Origin of the sequence: Desulfamplus magnetovallimortis (genome assembly GCF_900170035.1) — a bacterium.
Classification (GTDB): Bacteria; Desulfobacterota; Desulfobacteria; order Desulfobacterales; family Desulfobacteraceae; genus Desulfamplus; species Desulfamplus magnetovallimortis.
Genome location: NZ_LT828561.1, coordinates 42,901 through 63,341, shown reverse-complemented (window position 1 = coordinate 63,341; position 20,441 = coordinate 42,901). Strand labels below are relative to the sequence as shown.

The 20,441-nt window shown below is 39.7% G+C and carries 15 protein-coding genes; 5 read left to right on the top strand and 10 right to left on the bottom strand.

The annotated features are described in order from the left end of the window. Positions 1-7: 7 nt before the first annotated feature. Both MTBBW1_RS24150 and hmcA read right to left on the bottom strand, forming a co-directional pair. On the bottom strand, positions 8-1,207 hold the full coding sequence (locus tag MTBBW1_RS24150) for a 4Fe-4S dicluster domain-containing protein (RefSeq protein WP_087881843.1): 1,200 nt from the start codon (positions 1,205-1,207) through the stop codon (positions 8-10). A gap of 148 nt (positions 1,208-1,355) precedes the next feature. Next, positions 1,356-3,080, bottom strand: coding sequence for a sulfate respiration complex hexadecaheme cytochrome HmcA (gene hmcA, locus MTBBW1_RS24145; protein WP_186441686.1), 1,725 nt, complete (start codon positions 3,078-3,080; stop codon positions 1,356-1,358). A 343-nt stretch (positions 3,081-3,423) separates the two neighbouring features. Between hmcA and MTBBW1_RS24140 the strand changes: the two genes are divergently transcribed. The 3 genes from MTBBW1_RS24140 to MTBBW1_RS24130 all read left to right on the top strand — a co-directional run bounded on the left by MTBBW1_RS24140 (position 3,424) and on the right by MTBBW1_RS24130 (position 5,115). Continuing rightward, positions 3,424-3,741 (top strand): TusE/DsrC/DsvC family sulfur relay protein, encoded by a 318-nt coding sequence (locus MTBBW1_RS24140; protein WP_080808552.1) that lies wholly within the window; start codon positions 3,424-3,426, stop codon positions 3,739-3,741. A 246-nt stretch (positions 3,742-3,987) separates the two neighbouring features. After that, a complete protein-coding gene (ahbA, locus tag MTBBW1_RS24135; RefSeq protein WP_080808549.1) occupies positions 3,988-4,446 on the top strand; it encodes a siroheme decarboxylase subunit alpha in 459 nt (152 codons plus the stop codon). A 51-nt stretch (positions 4,447-4,497) separates the two neighbouring features. Next, positions 4,498-5,115, top strand: coding sequence for a hypothetical protein (locus MTBBW1_RS24130; RefSeq protein WP_080808546.1), 618 nt, complete (start codon positions 4,498-4,500; stop codon positions 5,113-5,115). 13 nt (positions 5,116-5,128) lie between these two features. Here the strand turns inward: MTBBW1_RS24130 and MTBBW1_RS24125 are convergent, their stop codons facing one another. The 5 genes from MTBBW1_RS24125 to MTBBW1_RS24105 form a co-directional block, all read right to left on the bottom strand. Beyond that, positions 5,129-6,283, bottom strand: coding sequence for an MlaA family lipoprotein (locus MTBBW1_RS24125; protein WP_080808542.1), 1,155 nt, complete (start codon positions 6,281-6,283; stop codon positions 5,129-5,131). After that, a complete protein-coding gene (locus MTBBW1_RS24120; protein ID WP_080808539.1) occupies positions 6,280-7,089 on the bottom strand; it encodes an MlaC/ttg2D family ABC transporter substrate-binding protein in 810 nt (269 codons plus the stop codon). The genes MTBBW1_RS24125 and MTBBW1_RS24120 overlap by 4 nt, the downstream gene beginning before the upstream one ends. After that, positions 7,090-7,545, bottom strand: coding sequence for an outer membrane lipid asymmetry maintenance protein MlaD (gene mlaD / locus MTBBW1_RS24115; RefSeq protein WP_080808537.1), 456 nt, complete (start codon positions 7,543-7,545; stop codon positions 7,090-7,092). A gap of 77 nt (positions 7,546-7,622) precedes the next feature. Further along, the gene (locus MTBBW1_RS24110) at positions 7,623-8,375 is read right to left on the bottom strand and encodes an ABC transporter ATP-binding protein (protein WP_080808535.1); all 753 of its coding nucleotides are present in this window, start codon (positions 8,373-8,375) and stop codon (positions 7,623-7,625) included. Positions 8,376-8,388: 13 nt separating this feature from the next. After that, the gene (locus tag MTBBW1_RS24105) at positions 8,389-9,180 is read right to left on the bottom strand and encodes an MlaE family ABC transporter permease (protein WP_080808533.1); all 792 of its coding nucleotides are present in this window, start codon (positions 9,178-9,180) and stop codon (positions 8,389-8,391) included. A 652-nt stretch (positions 9,181-9,832) separates the two neighbouring features. On the opposite strand from MTBBW1_RS24105, the gene MTBBW1_RS24100 reads away from it, so the two are divergent. Together MTBBW1_RS24100 and MTBBW1_RS24095 are read left to right on the top strand one after the other, a co-directional pair. Beyond that, a complete protein-coding gene (locus tag MTBBW1_RS24100; protein ID WP_139786887.1) occupies positions 9,833-10,306 on the top strand; it encodes a hypothetical protein in 474 nt (157 codons plus the stop codon). A 2-nt stretch (positions 10,307-10,308) separates the two neighbouring features. Beyond that, entirely contained in the window at positions 10,309-14,904 is a 4,596-nt protein-coding gene (locus MTBBW1_RS24095; RefSeq protein WP_080808523.1) for an acyl-CoA dehydratase activase, read from the top strand. A 330-nt stretch (positions 14,905-15,234) separates the two neighbouring features. Here the strand turns inward: MTBBW1_RS24095 and MTBBW1_RS24090 are convergent, their stop codons facing one another. The 3 genes from MTBBW1_RS24090 to murA are packed head-to-tail and all read right to left on the bottom strand — an operon-like array spanning position 15,235 to position 20,351. Next, positions 15,235-16,062 (bottom strand): hypothetical protein, encoded by an 828-nt coding sequence (locus tag MTBBW1_RS24090; protein ID WP_080808519.1) that lies wholly within the window; start codon positions 16,060-16,062, stop codon positions 15,235-15,237. Between the two features lie 49 nt (positions 16,063-16,111). Further along, positions 16,112-19,117, bottom strand: coding sequence for a DNA internalization-related competence protein ComEC/Rec2 (locus MTBBW1_RS24085; RefSeq protein ID WP_186441685.1), 3,006 nt, complete (start codon positions 19,115-19,117; stop codon positions 16,112-16,114). After that, positions 19,071-20,351, bottom strand: a complete 1,281-nt coding sequence (murA, locus tag MTBBW1_RS24080) for a UDP-N-acetylglucosamine 1-carboxyvinyltransferase (protein WP_080808626.1) — start codon at positions 20,349-20,351, stop codon at positions 19,071-19,073. The genes MTBBW1_RS24085 and murA overlap by 47 nt, the downstream gene beginning before the upstream one ends. Positions 20,352-20,441: the final 90 nt, after the last annotated feature.

Below are 20,441 nucleotides of genomic sequence, written 5' to 3'. Positions count from 1 at the left end.
AAAGCCATTATTTGTCCTCCCCGGATGCCGGTTCATCAGCGTTTTCTGCTTCTGCAGCAGCCTTTTTTGCCTCTTCGGCAGCCTTTGCAGCATCATCCAGCGCTTTTTTTACAGCATTTTTAACAGCCGTATCCTTCTCCTTTGTCATCTTCTCCTTGAGTTTTGAAAGCTCTTCACTCTTCTGTTTTTCTGCATCCGACTTTGTCATTGCAACTGCTTCGACTTTCTCCTCTTCAGCAATTTTATCCTTGCGTTTAGAGATGGCATAAACACCGGTGAGAAGTACCGGCCACAGACCAACAACCATTGGTACTGCCGAAAGGGCACCAGATGTAAGCTCCGGAGCTGAGTGAGTTCCCAGATCCTCTCTCATGCCAATCTCACTGAATGGAACAGAAGAGAGATAGAGCCAGCTTGTTCCGCCCATCTCATGTTCACCATAGATATGATCCACATACTGGTCAGGATATTTCTGAATTCTCATCCTGGCCTGCCTTATCAACTCATCACGCTCTCCAAAGAGAAGAGCCTCTCTTGGGCAGATTTCCACGCAACCTGGAAGTTTTCCCTCATTTATACGCGGAAGACACATGGTACACTTCATGACCCTCGGGGTAAGAGGTTCATCATATTCGTAGGTTGGAATATTAAATGGACATGCAATCATGCAGTATCGGCAACCAACACAAAGAGAAGCGTCATATGTGACAGCTCCGCTTTTATCCTTATTAAACGCCTTTACAAAGCAGGCCGATGCACAGGCTGGCTCAAGGCAGTGATTACACTGTTTTTTTACAAATATTTCCCTGTTGGCTTCCAATCCTACTGGAACAGGAACTCCATTTTCCTTATCAGCGTGAAGGCCTTTAGAAAGAGCATCTGTCCCATGAGAAAGTGCAGTGCCACGATTTTTGCCAAATTTATTGACCACTGTATGGGTAACAGCAGTTGTCCGTCTCTCCACCTCCAAAACTTTTAAATCATCAAAAGTCTCCTGCGGGGCAGGCATGTGGTTGACTTCGTTACATGCCTGTTCACACTTTCGGCATCCTATGCATTTTGTTGTATCATGAAGAACGCCAAAGCTTTCGGGATAACCTTTAAATTCCCTGTTGGAGGCACCATGGGCAGATGTTCCGGCCAGCATGGCCGATCCTGCTGCTGCGCTGCCTACCCAGCCCAAAAATTTCCTTCGGGTAATTGCCATAATATTTCCTCTATCTATTGTTCTTTCAAAGTTTGATTGTCAGGTAGAAAATATCTTGAAGCTTTGAATTTTTTGAAAATTCACCTGACAGTTTAAACCTGAAGAAGCACTATGTTACCTAAAAATTTATCCTGACATCTCGACTATTTTACTTCTTTTCCTTATGACACTTATTGCAATCCGTTGCAGCAACAGTTTCAACATTCATCTTCTGATGACATGTAATGCATTGGCCATGATAAGCTCCCATAAGGCCTGGACGCCCGTCATTTTTTAGCATATCGCCTTTTCCATGGCAGGATATGCATTTTTGGGGTTTTTCAGTTGGAAGGCTGTTGTGGTGACATCCGGCACAAAGAGTCGTGCCATCTTTATGAAATGCATTGGCAATTTTGCTTTTCTCAATGCGTTTTTCTATGGCTTTCACAATTTTGCCATGGGGAAATTCAGATGGTTCATACTTATCAGCAATATAGCCAATGGTAACTTTTTCAGGAATTTTATCATTGGCAACTTTTTGATATTCATCTGTTTTTGCCTTTAAAAGAGCTTCTGCCGCAGCATTCATTGCAGTTTTATCCATTTTCTGAAGTCCGGATTCAACAGCATCTACAACGTGACATACAGCACAACTACTATCAGTCTGAGCAAAGGATTTTTCAGGCATCTGGGCATGACAGCCAGCACAATCAGACGCTGCCTTATACATTTCGTGACATCCCATACAGCTTCTGTCGCTCTTGATATCGTGCATGGCGCTTTCAAGGTTGACAAATCCGCCTTTGTCACTCCCTTTAAGGGTATGGCACTCTTTGCAATTTTTCAGTGTGTCATGGTGGCAGGTTCTACAATCCTTTGTATTGTTCTCATGATTCTTATGGTCAAAAACAACCGGTTTCATATACTGATTAATGTTCTCAACAATTTTTTCTATCTCTTCCTGGGATTGATTGCTCTCCATGGAAGCAGCAGGTTCCCATCCTGTTATCATTGCAACATCCGGCTGTTCCCTTTTAAGACGAGGCACCACCTGAAGTTTATCAATTTTCTTCTGCTCTTCAAGATCATGGCAACCACTACAGTTAACAGGACCTGCAAATTTTTTCATCTCAACAATATGGCAGTTTACACATGAATTGTGAGATGCATCCCTCATGGAAGAAGCTTTTTGCAATGTTATGGATTTTTGAGCAGAATTTGAGGAAGAAATAATTTTTGAGGGTGTTTCAAAAGGGGCAGAACCTGAATCTTTATGGCAGTAACGGCATGAGCCCTCCTGCCCTCTGTCATAAAAAAGCTTGTCAAGTTTTTCATCATAACCGTGATGACAGGCGCTGCAATTGGGCTCATCTTTGCCCATGGGGCTTACAATAGCTTTAGCTGTTTCATGGCGATTGTGCAGAGATTTATCAAAAACAATGGGTTGCCATGAGGAGATATCACCATCTTTTGTGTTGTGACACTCCCTGCACTGGGCTTCAAGGGGGCCGCTCTTTTTACTCTTACTCTTTACATCCTCATGACAGGCAATACAGTTATCATGATAAACAGCCATGTCAGTTTCAGTTTCACTATCTTTTAAACGCTTGTACTTAAAAACAAAACGATCTTCATTTGGCTCCTTCATGTGGCATACGCTGCAATCCTTCTCTTTATCATTGAGCTGCTTAGTATGAAGATCATGATAAAATGTTACCCCTGGCATCTGCTCTCCACCAGGGGATGTCGGGAGGTCAATAACAATCCCGTCGCTTCTGCCTTTATGGAGAGACTCATCCTCACCATAAAGATGAGGCTGCTCCAGAAAGGAGAAAGCAAGGAAAGCTGCGAAATACGCAAACATCAACCTCAGAGATAATTTTAGTTTGGACATGGTTAATTCCTCGTTTTGAATCAAAAATGTGTTTTTCATCTTATACCCGACCAAATAGGTTGGATATATCCCTACTAATTTAGTATGATTTACCATTAAATGAGTTTTTAAGGCTTGTCAACCCTAAAAAAAATAAAATTTTACAAATTTCAAAACAAAGATTGAATGTAAGGGATAAAGCAGCTATACACCACTTTCAGAGATTTTTTTTAAAACCTTTAAATCTACATATTGACAAGAGTATCCGTGTGGGATAATGTAAAGAATTATCAATTCTAAGAGATAAGACGGCAAGCTTACTTTATAGAACATCAATTATTTTTTTTAACCAGGAGGTAGTTTAATGGCAACCGTAGAAATGAATGGAACAACTTTTGAGATCGATGAAGATGGATTTCTGCTTGACTACAAAACTTTTACAAATGACTGGGTTGAATATGTAAGACAGCAGGAAGGTATCGATGAGCTGAATGACGAGCATTGGAAAGTTGTTAACGTTCTTCAGGACTACTATGAGAAAAATGGTATTGCGCCAATGGTACGTGTACTTTCCAAATTGACAAAATACAAACTGAAACACATCTATGAGCTGTTTCCGTCAGGACCTGGAAAGGGAGCATGTAAAATGGCCGGCCTTCCAAAACCAACCGGCTGCGTATAATCCTTTAAGCCATATGATATAGCTTTATAAAAAGGCTCTGCATGGATCTTCATCAAGATCAATTTGCAGAGTCTTTTTTATTTTTAAATTTGATGAACCTGTAAAAAGTCCGATTTTGGGATTTTTTTAGCCGTAACCCATATTAATAGCGACTTTGGCGTTTTGGACTTTTTACGATAACATCATTTTTTTTAAAACAAAGATGAGACGAGTATATCAAAACAAGCAACTGACGGAAATAACAATATGGCCAAAATTGATGAAACTGACAAAAAAATCATTAACCGGATACAGACATTTTTTCCCATTGACCCAAGACCCTATGCTGTAATTGCAGAAGAACTCGGTCTGACAGAAGACGAGGTTATCCAAAGGGTACAAAATCTGAAAAGGGATGGAATTATAAGGAGGATCGGAGGAAATTTCGGGCCTTACAAACTGGGCTTCTTCAGTACATTGTGCGCAGCACATGTACCAGAAGATAAAGTCAGCAAGTTTACAGATGTGGTCAATGGATATCCTGGAGTTACACATAACTACATGAGAAATCACAAATATAACATCTGGTTTACATTCATAGCTGAATCAATGTCAATTATTGAACAGAATCTGGCTGAAATATCTGAAAGAACAGGCGTTACCGATATTCTAAATCTTCCTGCAACGGATCTTTTTAAAATAAGCGCAAATTTCAAGGTTAAATAGTAGGCATCTTTCATACGATACCAGATGTATCAGAAGCAGGAGGTATTGAATATGTCATACAGTGATTATACAATAAGTGATATAAAAGATAAATTTAATATAAAAATAGAGCAAAAGACAAATATTTTTCCCAATATTGAAAAGGAGAAAATCAGCGATTCGTTAAACGAAATTCTCGAAGAAAACATTCCTCTTGCTCTTGCAATACATACAGAAAAAGCCCGTTCCGAAATGATAGTGACACCAATTCTCATTGAACTTAGAAAAATTCTGGAACATCGAATAAGTCTCTTCTCAGGTGTTGAATTCAATGTTGATAAAGAAAAGGGGCTCAACGGAATTTGTGACTATATTATTTCACTCTCTGAGGAACAGCTTTATGTAAGCTCTCCTGTTGTTTTAATTGTAGAAGCAAAAAATGATAATATAAAATCCGGATTGGCACAATGTGCGGCAGAAATGGTAGCCTCAAAAATTTTTAATGAACAAAAAAAGTGTAAAATAAAAAACATATATGGTGTCGTAACAACTGGAAGCAACTGGAGATTTCTAAAACTTGACGACAGGTTATATATTGATATCAAAGAGTATTATATAGAACAAATTGGTACCATCATGGGAATATTATTACATATAATTCGCTCGGAAATAAAAAAAGCTGACTTATGAACACTATACCCTCCTACTCTTCCACCTTTTTCCTGCGCATCTGAATATAGGCATCTTTTAATGCCACATATGGATCAAGAGCTGCTTTTTTAAGAGCTTCATAATCACCTATCCTGAAAGTGGTTGCATTAACGGTATTTAGTGTGCTAACCCCGATGGCAAGCTCTGCCGGCTCAACATAAGTGACGGGCTTTAAAAAGTAATCTCCTGCTGTTCCTACAAGATCCCTTAGAGTTGAAGGTCCAAGAAGAGGAAGAACAACATAAAATCCTTCTCCAATTGAATAGCTTCCAAGGGTCTGCCCAAGATCTTCAGGGTAGTTTTTCAATTCAAAATAGTCCTGGGCAGGAGTTGCAAAGCCCAATCCACCTGCAACTGTATTGATGAAAAATATTTTACCTTCTGTCATTGCCCTTGTGAATTTTGCCTGGAGGATATTATTGACAAACCTTAAAGGAAAAAGAGTATTGTTAAAAAAATTAGCAACGCCTTTTCTGAGGAAAAGAGGGGTTACCTTCTGATATCCCAAAGCAACGGGCTTTAAAAGATAGAAGTAAAATTTATCATTAAAATAGAACAAGGCGCGATTTACAGTATGAAGGGGATCAGCTACAAAATCATCCTTTTCAGAAGTTTCAGGCTCATCATATTCAAAAAGTTCATCCATTACGCCCATATCTTCATACTCAATGGCTTTAGAGTCTTTACTGCTCTCTATATCCTCATTTACATTGGTTGAATCTTCAACAGCCATAGCAACAGCATGCTTGATCTCAATTTTCCAACTGTTCTCTGATGATAAAATAAAATTTACAGGTAATATTGAAACAATAAAAAAACAGACTAAAAGTTTTTTTAAAAAGCTCCCTTTACCAATTAAAGAGATCCCTTTACCAAGATTTTCACCTCCACCCCCATGCTTAGGTAGGCACAACAAAGTATAAAAGCCCGTAACAGCCTCAAAAGACAGGAATTTTATTATAAACAGCCATGGCAGCACCATCTGCCACAAAGAAGTATAAAAATCCAGAAGAACCTTAAAATAGGGGAATTTTCTTATCCCCCCCCATATTTTCTGACGCATCACAACGAAAACATTATAGTAGTTGTATATCAGTATGTTACGGAGACTTTCTAATAAACCCTCTGAAGTAATAAACAATCTCATTGCTTGATTTTCTCCTTTATTTCAAGAATCAAGTCTTCCGGCTTGTCATTAAAACGGGTTCTGTACTGCTCCCTGTAGTTACCAACAAGACTTACTCCTTCAATCTTTACATCATAAATTTGCCATTTACCTTGAGGCTCTTTCATCATTCTGTAGTCAACAGGTGTTACCACATCATTGTGATGCACTTCTGTAAAGATATCCACCCGTTCAATGCCTGATTTTGTGGCTTCAAGCATTTCTGTCTTGGTATATCTGATGTCAAGGTTTTTAAAGCTGCTGTCATCAATTTTTGACAAATATGTATTTGCAATAAGTTTTGCAAAATATTTTGTAAATTCAGAACGTTCAGCATCTGAAAAACGACGCCAGTTCCTGCTTAAAGCTCCCATGGAAAAAGCCCTGAAATCAAACAGCTCTTCGGCTTTTGCAAAGAGAAGATCTCCTCTTGCCTTTTTCTGGCTCTCCTCGGAATACAAAGGACTGTTAATAATGGATATAATATCATCAATGCCTTTTTTCAATACCTCATGGGACTCAACATCAGCAGATTTAGTCTGTGCCTCAAGAGCTTGAGAAAAAAACAAAAGAGAAAACAGTAAACAGAAGGCTAATGTGATAACTCTTTTACCATGAGAATTTCCTTTAGTCATTTCATGGTCGAGGGTAAGCGTTGAGTTCGGGCACAAAGATTCAGTATGAAAAAAGCACTCATTATTCTCATGGTGCAGGATAGTTGATGAAAACTGTGAAAATTTTGCTATTGGGACAAATCCATTTAATATTTTTTTACACCAGTTCTCCATCTACTCTTCCTCCTTTTTTCCAAAAATGTACTTGCTCACAAGAGCTTCAATGTCAATGGCAGATTCTGTATTAAAAATGGTGTCTCCGGACTCCAGAAAGATTTCCGACCCCCCAGGTGATAAATTTATATATTTATCTCCTATTACACCGGATGTCTTAACAGACGCAAGGACATCCTCAGCAAGTTTTATATTCTCCCTGATTCCAAGTTCAACCTTTGCAAGCAGACGTTCCATATCAAGTGATATGGATATGACATTTCCGATCTCGACACCTGCCATCTCCACATTTGCACCAGCCTTAAGCCCTGCAACAGAGCTGAAATATGCAAAGACCCTGTAATCATTTTTATTGATTACATTGGCACCACCCAGCACAATTATAAGATAGGCACAACAAGAAAGACCAATGATCATCAAAATACCAACATAAAATTCCATCTTCTCTTTTTTCATACTAATTTTCCTGAAGCAAATATGGCTTTAATTTCTGACAAAGGGATAACACTACTACAAATGGAGAGAGCATTCAACTATTCAAACTCAACATCCCCCTTGCCATGAATGAACGAATAGATGTTTTCAACTTCACAATTCATAATTTCCTCCGGAGTGCCTTGAAAAATGATTCTGCCTTTGTCAAGCATGGCAACTTTCTGGGAAATTGTGAATATATCGGGTATCTCATGACTCACAACCACTGCTGTAAAGCCAAACATCTTCTGATAGGAGTGGATCATTTTATGGACTCCGTTCTTACGGAGGGGATCAAGCCCTGTTGTAGGCTCATCAAAAAGCACAATATCAGGTTCTGTGACAAGTGCTCTTGCAAGGGCTACCCTTTTTTTCATTCCCCCTGAAAGCTGTGCCGGATATTTTGATGCAGTCTCTCCAATATCAAGCTGCTCCATTCTGGTCTTAACTTTTGCTCTTATAATATCCCGTGGAAAAACAGCTTTTTCCGAAAGTGGCAAAGCAATATTATCATAGATTGTCATGGAATCAAAAAGAGCGTTCTCCTGAAACATGTAGCTGAACCTCTGTTTGAATGCCCTGCGCTCCTTGTGGGTCATGGTGCCTGTATCTTTGCCTGAAAAAGTTATTTTTCCGGAATCCTGATGCATAAGCCCTATAATGTGTTTGAGAAGAACGCTCTTGCCGGTACCGCTCTTGCCGATAATAGTTGTAATCTCCCCTTCATTAATTGAGAGATCAACTCCCTGCATTACATGGTTTGTGCCGAATTTTTTATGAATGTTTTTAAGCTCAATCAACGGGGATGTCATAACAACAAAGCCTTTAAAGCAATAAATATGTAATTATATAATCCAAAATCAGGATAAGAACACAGGAGTTTACCACAGCCCTTGTGGTTGAAGAGCTGACACCCTTTGCCCCGAATCCGCCACTTGTCTGAAGATGGGTAAAAAAGCCCCTGTAACAGCAAATAGTTGTAACAGTTATTGCAAAAGCAAATGATTTTACAAAACCACCAGTAATATCTGCCATTACAACGCTGTCTGCAACCCTGTAAATATAAATACCTGCATTAATACCAAGTAGCCACGAGCCTGTGATAAAACCCCCAAAAATTCCTATGGCATCAAAAAGAGCGGTCAAAAGAGGAAAACTTATCAGTGCTGCCACAAGGCGTGGAGAAAAGACAAACCTGACAGGATTAATATCCATTGTCTCAAGGGCATCAATCTGCTCTGAAATTCTCATAACTCCAATTTCTGCGGCTATGGCTGAACCTGCCCTTGCTGTTATCATTATTGCTGTAAGCACAGGACCAAGTTCCCTTATAAGAGTCAAGGCAACAGCAGAGCCAAGCATCCCCTCTGAGCCGAATTTTGTCAGTGTATAATATCCCTGCAACCCAAGAACCATTCCGGTAAACGTTCCTGTAAGCAGGATAACACCCATGGATCTGGCTCCCATAAACCAGGTATGTTCAATAATCTTCCATAGCTGAAACGGAAAAGTAAAGATATTGAAAATACCTGAAAACAGAAAAACAAAAAATCTTCCCGTACCTTCTATCATGTCAATTGTGCCGGAGCCAACTTTCCGGATGGATTCTGTAATCATCTATTTTTATTAAGCCCAAAGTTTTTGTTCAAAAAAACGTGTTCAATGAATTCCCTTAGGAATGAGTCTGAAATAACTTTCCCAAGCTCCCCCTCGCAAGTCTGTAAGAGGTGGCTGGGGGATGAGGTGAATGGGCAAGTTATTAAAAATCAACTCCTTAATATAATAAAGAATATAAAAAGTAAACTTTTTATATAACATCATTTCCAGGCATCTTTAATCCCCAACTGTAGTAATTCACGGCAATCTCTATTTATGAAAACCTTTGAATGTGTATGCAAATCTGATGCCGTGCACAATAATGACTGACATTAGATTAACAGGATAAGGCAGGATTATCTATCCTGAACATCTTGTTTATCCTGGTTATCCTGATTCAGACAAACTCAGTGCTTCTTCAAGTTTAAACTGTCGGCTTACTTTTAAGGCTTTTCAAAGGTTCAAGGCATTTTCTACCCGACAATCAAACCTTGAAAGAACACTCAGCAAATAGCAAAAAGCAATAAGATGTCGATCTTGAGACATTACATAACCATTAGATTGACACCACCTCAAAAATACAGTACGTATTGAAATGCAAAATATTTCCGGCACCAACAGACCCAGAATATTTCCAGCACCACTAAAACCTGAAAAACAGGATAACCACATTATGACACGTAAAATAACACTGAGCATTCCTGATATGCTGTACGAAAAGATGGAAGATTGGAGAAAATCATTCAATCTATCAAAAATGTTTCAGGATGCTCTTACAGAAGCTATCCATAAAAAAGAGGAATTTCAAAGGCGTATAAAAGAAGACCATGACATGTCCCAGATAATTGAACGTCTGAAAAATGAAAAAAGACAATCAGAGGGCAACTATTCTGAAAACGGAAAAATGCACGGATTCAAATGGGCAAAAAGCGCCCATTATGAGGATCTTATGTATGCTCTTGAATTAAAGGGGCACTCCCAGATGGCATCAGATAAAATGCTTGGAAGCTATTTCAGTGAGCTTGCAGAATCTGACCATTTTATTGATATATCCTCTGATACCATTAATAAATATGGCAAACTCTTCCTTGATGGCTGGCGGAAGGGAGTCAAAGAGTTCTGGAATGAAGTAAAGGAGAAAATCTGAAGATGAAAAAAGTTGATGTTATTCTGGGAATAGATATTGGTTCAGTATCTGTATCAATTGCCGGCATTACAATGGACAGGGAAATTATATGCCGCAACTCTGCATTTCACCACGGTAATGTTGAACAAGGTATTGAAAAAGCTCTCTCTGATATTGATCTCAATCAATTTACCCATGTTGCAGCCACCGCCTCCACCCCTTTAACAGTAAAAAGAAGCATGACCTATGATGATCAGGTTTCCATCATAAAGGCAGCTCAATTTTTTCACAGTGATATAGGTTCAATTCTCCATGTTGGAGGGGAAAGATTCAGTCTCAGTCTTTTTGATGAGATGCAAAACTATTGCGGGGCCAGAAACAATACATCATGTGCTGCCGGAACCGGCAGTTTCCTTGACCAGCAATCAACAAGACTTGGTCTTCTATCCCCCCAGGCATTGAGTCAGGCAGCATTTGAAAATACCCTTGACATCCCTGACATTGCAACTCGGTGCGCGGTATTTGCAAAAACAGATCTTATCCATGCCCAGCAGGAAGGCTTCTCTGTTCCACAAATATGTGATGGGCTTTGCAAGGGTCTTGCAAAAAATATATATAACACTCTTTTCAGCAATGAGACCATAAGAACCCCTGTTATTTTCAGTGGCGGTGTTTCAAGAAATGACTCTGTTAAAAACCATATTGAAGCACTCACAGGCACACCATTGTTGCGTGATGACGGATATTCACATCTTTACGGAGCCATTGGAGCCGCCCTCTGCCTTGCAGACGAAATCAGGAATCTGAATGAAACATCTATAAGCTGCCCGCAATCACTCTCTTCATGCGATCTTAAATCAGAGAACCTTAATGGCTGGCTGAAATCAGATGACAACAGTAATGATGATGGAAAAATTCTCTCTTTTACCATTGAATCAGCAAGTTCACTCATTGAAAAACGTGAAAAACAGAACAAGTTCTTTTACCCTGAACTTGATCTTGTCCTGTCAAGCTATCCTGATTTCACAAGCTTCAGTCAGTATATATATGAAAATGTTGAAACAGATATCTACATGGATCCATCATCAATCAAAAATAGCATTTCAATTAAAAATAACGTTTCAATTAAAAATAACGTTTCAATTAAAAATATCGAAAAGTCATCTTCCACAACCACCCTGCCCTGCTACCTTGGCCTTGACGTAGGCTCAACAAGTACCAAGGGAGTTGTCATTACAGAAAAAGGAGAAGTTGTTGCCGGATTTTACACAAGAACAGCATCAAGACCTGTCCAGGCAGTGCAGGCACTTTTCAAGGCGCTACACAATTTTACAGAAGAGCATGATCTGAATCTAATTGTAAAGGGATGCGGAACAACAGGGTCAGGAAGAAAACTCTCTGCCGGTATCATAGGAGCAGATCTTGTTCTTGATGAAATCACGGCACACTCAAGGGCAGCATATGAACTCAATGAAAATGTTGATACCATAATTGAAATTGGTGGGCAGGATGCAAAGTTCACAACCATGAAAAACGGAGTTGTAACCTCCTCCTTCATGAATACAGTATGCGCCGCAGGTACCGGCAGCTTCATTGAGGAGCAGGCATCAAAACTTGGCTGCCCTCTTTCTGAATATTCAGCACGAACTGAATCTGTAAAGTCCCCAACATCAAGTGACAGATGCACTGTATTCATGGAGAGGGACATGAACCATTTCCTCTCTGAAGGATACAGCGTAGATGAGGTTCTGGCATCTGCCCTGCACTCTGTAAGGGACAACTACATGACCAAGGTTGCAACAGAAGCCAAAATCGGCAACACAATTCTTTTCCAGGGAGCAACTGCAAAAAACCGGGCACTTGTGGCTGCATTTGAACAGAGACTTAAAAAACCTCTCCATGTATCAAAATATTGCCATCTGACAGGAGCCCTTGGAGTTGCACTTACCTTAAAAGATATACAGACAAAAAACAATCTTCTGCCCCATGAGCAACTCAACGAAAATGACAACCCAAGAGCAGAATCAAGCAGTTTCAGGGGTGTTGATCTATGGAAACAGAACATTCCTGTCCGCCAGGAGACATGCAGGCTGTGTACCAACCACTGCAAACTGACAATTGTTGAAATGCCTCAGGAGACTGTGGCATTTGGTTTTTTGTGCGGAAGAGATTACCAGACAGATCATTATGTGCCAAAAGATAAAATTTTTCATCTTATTAAGGCACGCAAAAAAGCTGTGACACTTCCCCATCCATCACCTGCAAAACACTCATTTAGCATGGGAATTCCGGCAGCGCTTCATATGGTTGAAGACCTTGATTTCTGGAAGATTTTTTTCAACTATCTTGGTATTAAAATCATCACCAGTGGAAAGATGAAAAATCCGGTAAGCCGTGGCAGAGCACTTGCCAGTGCAGAGTTTTGTACCCCTGCCACATCTGTTTATGGTCATGTTGACCATCTCATGGAAAAGGCAGACTATGTCTTTTTGCCCTATTACTTTGAAAACAAGAACAGAGATAAAAAAATAAGGCGGCAATACTGTTACTACACCCAGTATCTGCCTTCTGTACTTGCATCTGTACCTTCAATGGAGCAAAAGCGACTTATTTCACCAGTTGTGAAAGATCTCTATACAAATTTTTATACTAAAATAGAGATTTACAGGGCGTTAAAAAAAATTGACCGGGCAGATATCAGCTTTTTTGAAATAACCGCTGCCTATGACAAGGCAGTTGAGTGGAAAAGAGGTGCTGACGAGGAACTCAAAGACCTGTTCAATGCCAACATGAACATCTGCATGGATACTCCTATTAACAGAGGCATTAATGGAGAAGGTAGCCAAGAATGGGAAAACAATTCTGATCATCAACCTGATAAAGCCATGCAAAAACAGGAAAAACCAGAACTGAACATTGATAATAAAGTTTCTGATGACATTAAAGTTGTACTTCTGGGGCGACCATACACAATTTTGTCAGACTCCCTTAACAGCAGAATCCCTGATATTTTTTCATCCCTTGATGTAAAGGCATTTTTCCAGGATATGCTGGATCTTGATTCCCACGATTTTTCGGAAATAGAACCGCTTCTTCGGGAAATCCACTGGCAACACGCAGCAACTATTCTTAAAACAGCTCTTGTTGTTGCAAGAACCCCCAACCTTTTTCCTGTATATGTGACGTCATTTAAGTGTACGCCTGACTCATTTGGCGTGGATTATTTTAAAAAGATCATGGAGGCCCATGACAAACCCTACCTTGTGCTGGAGCTTGATGAACATGACTCAAGTGTCGGCTATGAGACCCGCATTGAAGCGGCGGTAAGGGCATTCAGGAACTTCAACACCCACGGTAATATTCGCCATAAGGTTGAGCTTTCCCACATAAATCCCCAATTTGCAACATCACTTAACCATAAGACCATTATTGTGCCCAACTGGGATTCCATCACCTGTCACTTTCTGGCTGCAACACTAAGAGGAGAAGGTTATAATGCAATACTCATGGAAGAGACCCCTGAAACCATAAAGCAGAGCCTGAAAACCAACACCGGCCAATGCCTTCCTCTCAATGCCATTGCAAGCGGGTATATTCAGACAATGATCAATCATGATCTTGATCCCCAAAAGTGCGTCCTCTGGATCAGCAAATCGGAAATTGCCTGCAATATAAAGCTCTATCCCCATCACATAAAAACAATCCTGGGCTCCTTTTCTCATGTAGATTCAGATTTGTTTGAAAAAGCTGAAGTTTATAAAGGGGAGCTCTCTTTAAGTGAAATATCCATGAGCGCAGCCATCAATGCCTATTTTTCACATATGTTTGGCGGGCTTTTAAGAGCACTTGGATGCAGACTTCGCCCCTATGAAAAGGTCAAAGGTGAGACAGACAGAGCCATAAAACAAGCTGTAGATATCTTGACAATGGCCTTTGAAGGTAAAAGCGACAGGGAAGAGACATTGAAAATTGCTCTGGGCATGTTTGAAAAAATCAGGACAATACCAAGGGATAACAGGCCCAAAGTTGGTATTTTCGGTGACCTCTATGCCAGGGACAACGATATCATGAATCAAAACCTGATCCATTTTATTGAGGAACATGGCGGAGAAGTTGTAACAACTCCCTATTACAGATTTGCAAAAATGATTGCAGGTTCATATTTCAAGAAATGGTTTAAGGAGGGAAAATATGCAAGCCTTCTGTCATACAAGGCGATTCTAACTGCCATGACCCAGATGGAAAAGCGCTACTACAGGCATTTTGAGCCGCTTTTTAATGAACCTGACCACATATACAATGACTCTTTTGAAGAGGTGCTTGCACAATATGGACTTCTGCCGGAACATACGGGAGAATCCATGGATAACCTTCTTAAAATTCATTACACCATAAAGGAAAATCCTGATCTTGCCCTTTTTGTACAGGCAAGCCCGTCATTTTGCTGTCCTGCTCTTGTAACCGAAGCCATGTCTGCAAAAATCGAAAAGATGACCGGAGTTCCTGTGGTAAGTGTAACCTACGATGCACTTGGAGGAAATAAGAACAGGGTAATTATTCCATTTCTTCAGTATGGAAGGGAGACAAGAAGTAGCCTTCTGAAGCAGAAAATCATATGAGTGCAGGCAAGTTTCATTTATCAGTTAACATTTTTTAAAAACATGATTTGCATGATTAAGGGATTAGCCTGATTTTTCATCATGTTAATCCTTAAACCCTTTACAGTGAAAATGACGGCATCCTTCATTTCCCAGTTTACACTTTCCCGAACAGAATGCCCGTTTTTAGGGGATACTGTTCGTACTTTCTGTATGATATGAAGGATGCCAAAATGACTATCATTTTTATATTTGGGGGTGACAATAGAGACAAGTTATGCCTTGTCTCTACGTTGTAGATAACCCTAAAATTAAGTATTGATTAAGTATTGACAGTGCACTACGGTCATATCATTTTTTAACCCATATCTTGAAAAAACGACTGTCCAACACCTTTGGCAAATATGGTTCCAGATCAGGGTAGTGCTTTAAAAAATTATACTGATACTTCATTCTGCCCACATCAATTCTGCTGTGCCTGTCCAAAGCTCTGGCATAATTCATGTAATAACCGTCATAATTCTTCCGGTGTTTTAAACTTTTCATCTGAATCTCATCAAAATACTCTCCTGTATATTTCAGCAAAGATTCAAAAGATTCCAGATAAGCATCAAAGCTTTTAAGATATTTAACAACAACTGTTTCAGTATAATATCCCTCAATGTTAAGAAGCCATCCCAATTTTTCAGCAATTAGAAGATTTCTGTAGTCATTAACTGTCATGGTAAAACCATTTATCAGATTCTCATGCTCACGCAGCAGGGCTTTCATATCCGTTACAAAGTCAAGGGTCTCGTTGATATTGGCAGTACTTGCACCAACTCCGCTGACCTCTTCAAGTTTGATAGTATAATAATTGAGAGTATTTACTACATCCTTAATCCTGTCTGTAAATTTTATAATCTCTCTTGCAGCAGGAGAGTGGCTTGCAAGTTCAGCCTTATCCTTTGCCTTTGAAAAGAGAAAACCCTCCCCTGCTAACACAACAACTGATATGAGAAGACAAACTGCTATTGGAATAACGCTTTTTTTACGTCGTGTCTTGATAAGGTAAATCGGAGTGGCAGCAGGAGCAAAAAACACAAGAGGAGCCCACCAAACAGGCATTTTATATTTAATAGAATCAAAATAGACAACAATTGCGACAATCAAAGCACAGGGAAAATAGATAAAAAACAAGCTGTATCTCCTTTAGGGATTCAAGGCTCTGTAGAACCTGTAATACCATTTAATTTTGTAATGTAACAAGGGACTTTACTGACGGTGAAATTTTCCATCGCACCCCGTCCGAAGAGAGAGTGACAGCACCATTCAGGTCAGTCCTGTATATGGCAATATTTCTTTTCATGTACCTTTTTATCACAGGCTCATGGGGAAAACCAAAACGATTATCCCATCCACAAGATATGATTACACTTTCAGGAGCAACATTATCAAGGAAAAAATCAGTGCTTGAAGTAGAGCTTCCATGATGGGGCGAAACAAGGATATCGGATTTTAATTTATTTCCATAACGTTGCGATAAATTTACTTCTGCATATGACATAATATCCCCTGGAAAAAAAATAGTGTTGTTGCCAAAAATCAATCTGAATGCCACGGAGTGGTTGTTGTAATCAACTGTGTTTTTTGTTTTACCTTTTTTTATATTTTCAATTTTGCCCCTTTTACCTGATACCTTCACGTCGTCATTTCCACCAGATACCTCAAGAAAGTTTTTGACAGGATGCAGAAAATGCATTTCAGCCTTACCCAGCTTTTTTATCAGAATAGGCTCAAATATATTGTCAGCGCCTACTATATTACAAAGAGGAATCTTTTTTTCAGCCACAACCGTCATTAAATCTTTATATGCAGAGGTCGTTCTTTTATCGGGATTTTTGACAAGCTCCCCTACATTGAAATGCTCCATAATATATACAAGCCCATTGATATGATCAGATTCAGGGTGGGTCAGGACAACAGCATCCAGGGTAAGAATTTTTTTTTGCCGTAAAAAGGGCGCAATAATATGCTCTCCTGTGTCAAACCTTGAAAAATATGAAAATCCTCCACCGTCAACCAGAACGGTTTTCCCGTAAGGCATTTCAAGAAGTGCGGAACTGCCCTGCCCCACACTCAATATTGTGACAACCATCTCATGATTGAAAAATCTTTTTTTTATCCACCATAACTCATACAAAAACGAAGAGAAGATGATTAGAACAAGCATAATAACCCTGACAGATTTTCCTTTTAACATAAATACGGATATTTCTGTTTTATCTCTTTTTTTGATACTCTCTGCTATGCGCATAAAAAGCAAAAGCATAAAAAAATAGTAAAAAAATATCTCCAGGCCATCTGGAGTGAATGTCTCAATGGAGGTAAATGATAGCGCTCCAAGAAACCTTATATAATAGATACATGAGGAAAGGATATAACCGGCAACTGATACAAGCGCACTTGCAAGGTCTGGAAAAAATGAATATGTGCCGAGTGAAACCAAACCAAGGGGAAGGGATATGAACCCTATAAGAGGAATAACAATGAGATTTGTAAATATGCCTGAAAATGAAAAAACATTAAAATAATGCATCACTAGTATCTGGGTTCCCAGGGTTGCAAAAAAAGATATCCAGATCAGATTTATTACCTGTTTCATGAAAGGAATTTTTTTGATGTATTGGTAGATAACAGTAAGATTAGAGCCTTTTTCGACATTAAGGCAATTATGTTCTCTAATAAGATAATTGTGATTTAACCTGACAAGATAAATACCTGCAAGAATGAACAGAACAGCCGAAAAAGAGAGCTGAAATGATATTGAGAAAATGGCTTCCGGCTCAAGCAGAAGTATGAGTATTCCTGCGGCTGAAAGGGAGTTGAAACCATCGCTTTCCCTCTCTGTAACCCATGCTGCCATGAACATCATTATCATTATCATTGCACGCCTTGTTGCCGGTGACCAACCTGACATAACAGCATACCAAAAGAGCGGAACGAGTGTCAGAAGCGCTGCAAGCTTACGACTCCAACCTCTTATAAGCAACGGTGTAAGCATGGATAATAAAAAATTAAAACAAAAATAAAAGATAGTTGCTATCATTGATAAATGTAATCCTGAAATTGCGAGAATATGGCTTGCCCCTGTAACTGAAAAATCGTGGCGCAGGCTATCCGGAATCAAATCCTTGTAACCGGTTGTCAATGCCACCAGAATTGCTGCTGCATTTTTATCCTTAATACGCTCCTCTATAAACCTGATAAAATCTTTTCTGAAGCTGTTACCGGAGCCGAGCCCCCTTTTGATAACTTCAACTTTCTTGCCGTTTATATTTATACGCCCCCATATATCCTTCATTCTCATGTATCTGACATAGTCGAACCCACCAGGATTATTGAAATTTCTCAATGAGCGAATATCTGTTCTGAACTTCAGCAAGTCTCCTTTTCTGTAGGTTTCAAGGGGAGTATAAATATTTACCTGTACTTTCCCCATGGCTTCACTTCTTTCAGGTACTTTATCATTTCTTTCAGGTAATTTACCTTTTCTTTCAGGTAATTTGCCTTTTCTTTCGGGTAATTTGCCTTTTCTTTCGGGTAATTTGCCTTTTCTTTCGGGTAATTTGCCTTTTCTTTCGGGTAATTTGCCTTTTCTTTCAGGTAACTCACCTTTTGTTTCGGGTAATTTGCTTTTTCCTTCGGGTAATTTACCGTTTTTTTCAGGCAACTCATTTTTTTTAATCAAATCATGATTGACCATTTCTTTTGATACTGAATGGATATCCATACTGAACTTGACCCTTTTCCATAACTCTTCCGGCTCTGATGCAATGGTGCCTGTAATTTCATAATCTCCTTTGTCTGCAAAGTTGACAACATGATTTTCAGGCAAAAAAGGATGGAAAACAGTGTGGGCAAGGTAGTATCCAACAAGAAAAAAAATGGCAAGTAGAGAGACTTTTTTTGAAAAAGTAAAAGAAATGATTCGGGGGAGATTATCAGGAATGAAGTAAATAAAAGAGAGGCTAATCACAAAAAAGATTGCAAGACACAGTGCCGGCATCTGAAACCCTGGAAGGTGTTCAGATGTAATTATTCCGGCACAAAGGATTATAAAAAATGGAATCAAAGGAGGGATTGAATAGCTTGACCGTGAAGTTCCAGTTTTTTTTGGAGAATTTGGCCGTGAAGTCCCAGGCTTTTCAGCATCTCCGGATCTGTGCCCCAAGTTCCGAAAATTTTTTCTCAATGGCTTCATACCCCCTGTCAATGTGATAGACACGGTTTATGGTTGTCATCCCTTCTGCTACAAGACCTGCAATAACAAGAGACGCACTGGCACGAAGATCAGATGCCATAACAGGTGCCCCCGATAGAATCCGTCCTCCCCTGACCATTGCATAGTTACCACCGGAGATGGATATATCAGCTCCCATTCTCTGCAGCTCGTTGACATGCATGAAGCGGTTTTCAAAGATTGTCTCATGTATAACGCTGTTTCCTTCAGCTATGGCCATAAGTACCATAAACTGAGCCTGCATATCTGTTGGAAATCCCGGATATGGAAGGGTTTTTATATCAGTGCCCCTCATTGTTCCTGGGCATTTCACTCTTACTGCATTTTCAAAGTTTTCTACAACAACACCACTCTGCCGAAGTTTATTGATGATCCCCCCCATATGCTCAGGGTCGCAGTTTTGAACCACAACATCTCCTTTTGTGGCTGCTGCTGCAACCATAAATGTTCCAGCTTCAATACGATCGGGAATCACCTTTATCTCAGCCTGGTGAAGCTCATTAACACCGTTTATACGGATAACGGCAGTTCCAGCACCAGTAATATCTGCACCCATTGCTTTTAAAGCATCGGCAAGGGCAACAATTTCAGGCTCCCTTGCGCAATTTCTAAGGGTTGTTGTTCCCTCTGCAAGTGTTGCCGCCATCATAAGATTTTCGGTTCCTGTCACTGTTGGAAGATCAAAATATATCTCGTTTCCCTTAAGCTTTCCTGCTTTTGCCTCAATGTAACCATGTTCAATGGAGATAGCTGCTCCAAGCGCCTCAAGTCCCTTAAGATGCATGTCAACAGGTCTTGCTCCTATGGCACATCCACCTGGAAGAGAGACCCTTGCATGGCCAAAACGGGCAACAAGGGGACCAAGTACAAGAATTGAAGCTCTCATTTTTCTTACAAGATCATATTCTGCCTCAATTTTGTTCAAGCTTGATGCGTCAACTTCTACTCCGGAATTTTCCGCATTGGAATCAGTAGCACTGTTTTTAAAACGTTTTACTTTTGCTCCAAGATCCTGAAGAAGCATGCAGATACTTTTTATATCCACAAGATCAGGAATATTTGTAAACATTACACTATCATTTACAAGAATTGAAGATGCCAGCAGAGGAAGAGCTGCATTTTTTGCACCGCTGATATGTACAGTTCCTTTTAAGGGGGTACCCCCGTATATCTCTATTTTATCCATATTTTTTTGATGATTTCCCGTCAATGCCATCAGTAACAGTTTTGCCCTTATGCCAAAAAAAAGGGTCTCGTCAAACTGTCGAGACCCTTT

Bases quoted from the DNA above. Each gene is read 5' to 3' on its own strand.
- MTBBW1_RS24150 (WP_087881843.1), bottom strand. From the start codon at position 1,207: ATGGCAATTACCCGAAGGAAATTTTTGGGCTGGGTAGGCAGCGCAGCA.
- MTBBW1_RS24095 (WP_080808523.1), top strand. From the start codon at position 10,309: ATGAAAAAAGTTGATGTTATTCTGGGAATAGATATTGGTTCAGTATCT.
- MTBBW1_RS24105 (WP_080808533.1), bottom strand. From the start codon at position 9,180: ATGATTACAGAATCCATCCGGAAAGTTGGCTCCGGCACAATTGACATG.
- hmcA (WP_186441686.1), bottom strand. From the start codon at position 3,080: ATGTCCAAACTAAAATTATCTCTGAGGTTGATGTTTGCGTATTTCGCA.
- MTBBW1_RS24130 (WP_080808546.1), top strand. From the start codon at position 4,498: ATGTCATACAGTGATTATACAATAAGTGATATAAAAGATAAATTTAAT.
- MTBBW1_RS24120 (WP_080808539.1), bottom strand. From the start codon at position 7,089: ATGGAGAACTGGTGTAAAAAAATATTAAATGGATTTGTCCCAATAGCA.
- MTBBW1_RS24110 (WP_080808535.1), bottom strand. From the start codon at position 8,375: ATGACATCCCCGTTGATTGAGCTTAAAAACATTCATAAAAAATTCGGC.
- ahbA (WP_080808549.1), top strand. From the start codon at position 3,988: ATGGCCAAAATTGATGAAACTGACAAAAAAATCATTAACCGGATACAG.
- MTBBW1_RS24100 (WP_139786887.1), top strand. From the start codon at position 9,833: ATGACACGTAAAATAACACTGAGCATTCCTGATATGCTGTACGAAAAG.
- MTBBW1_RS24125 (WP_080808542.1), bottom strand. From the start codon at position 6,283: ATGAGATTGTTTATTACTTCAGAGGGTTTATTAGAAAGTCTCCGTAAC.
- mlaD (WP_080808537.1), bottom strand. From the start codon at position 7,545: ATGAAAAAAGAGAAGATGGAATTTTATGTTGGTATTTTGATGATCATT.
- MTBBW1_RS24140 (WP_080808552.1), top strand. From the start codon at position 3,424: ATGGCAACCGTAGAAATGAATGGAACAACTTTTGAGATCGATGAAGAT.
- murA (WP_080808626.1), bottom strand. From the start codon at position 20,351: ATGGATAAAATAGAGATATACGGGGGTACCCCCTTAAAAGGAACTGTA.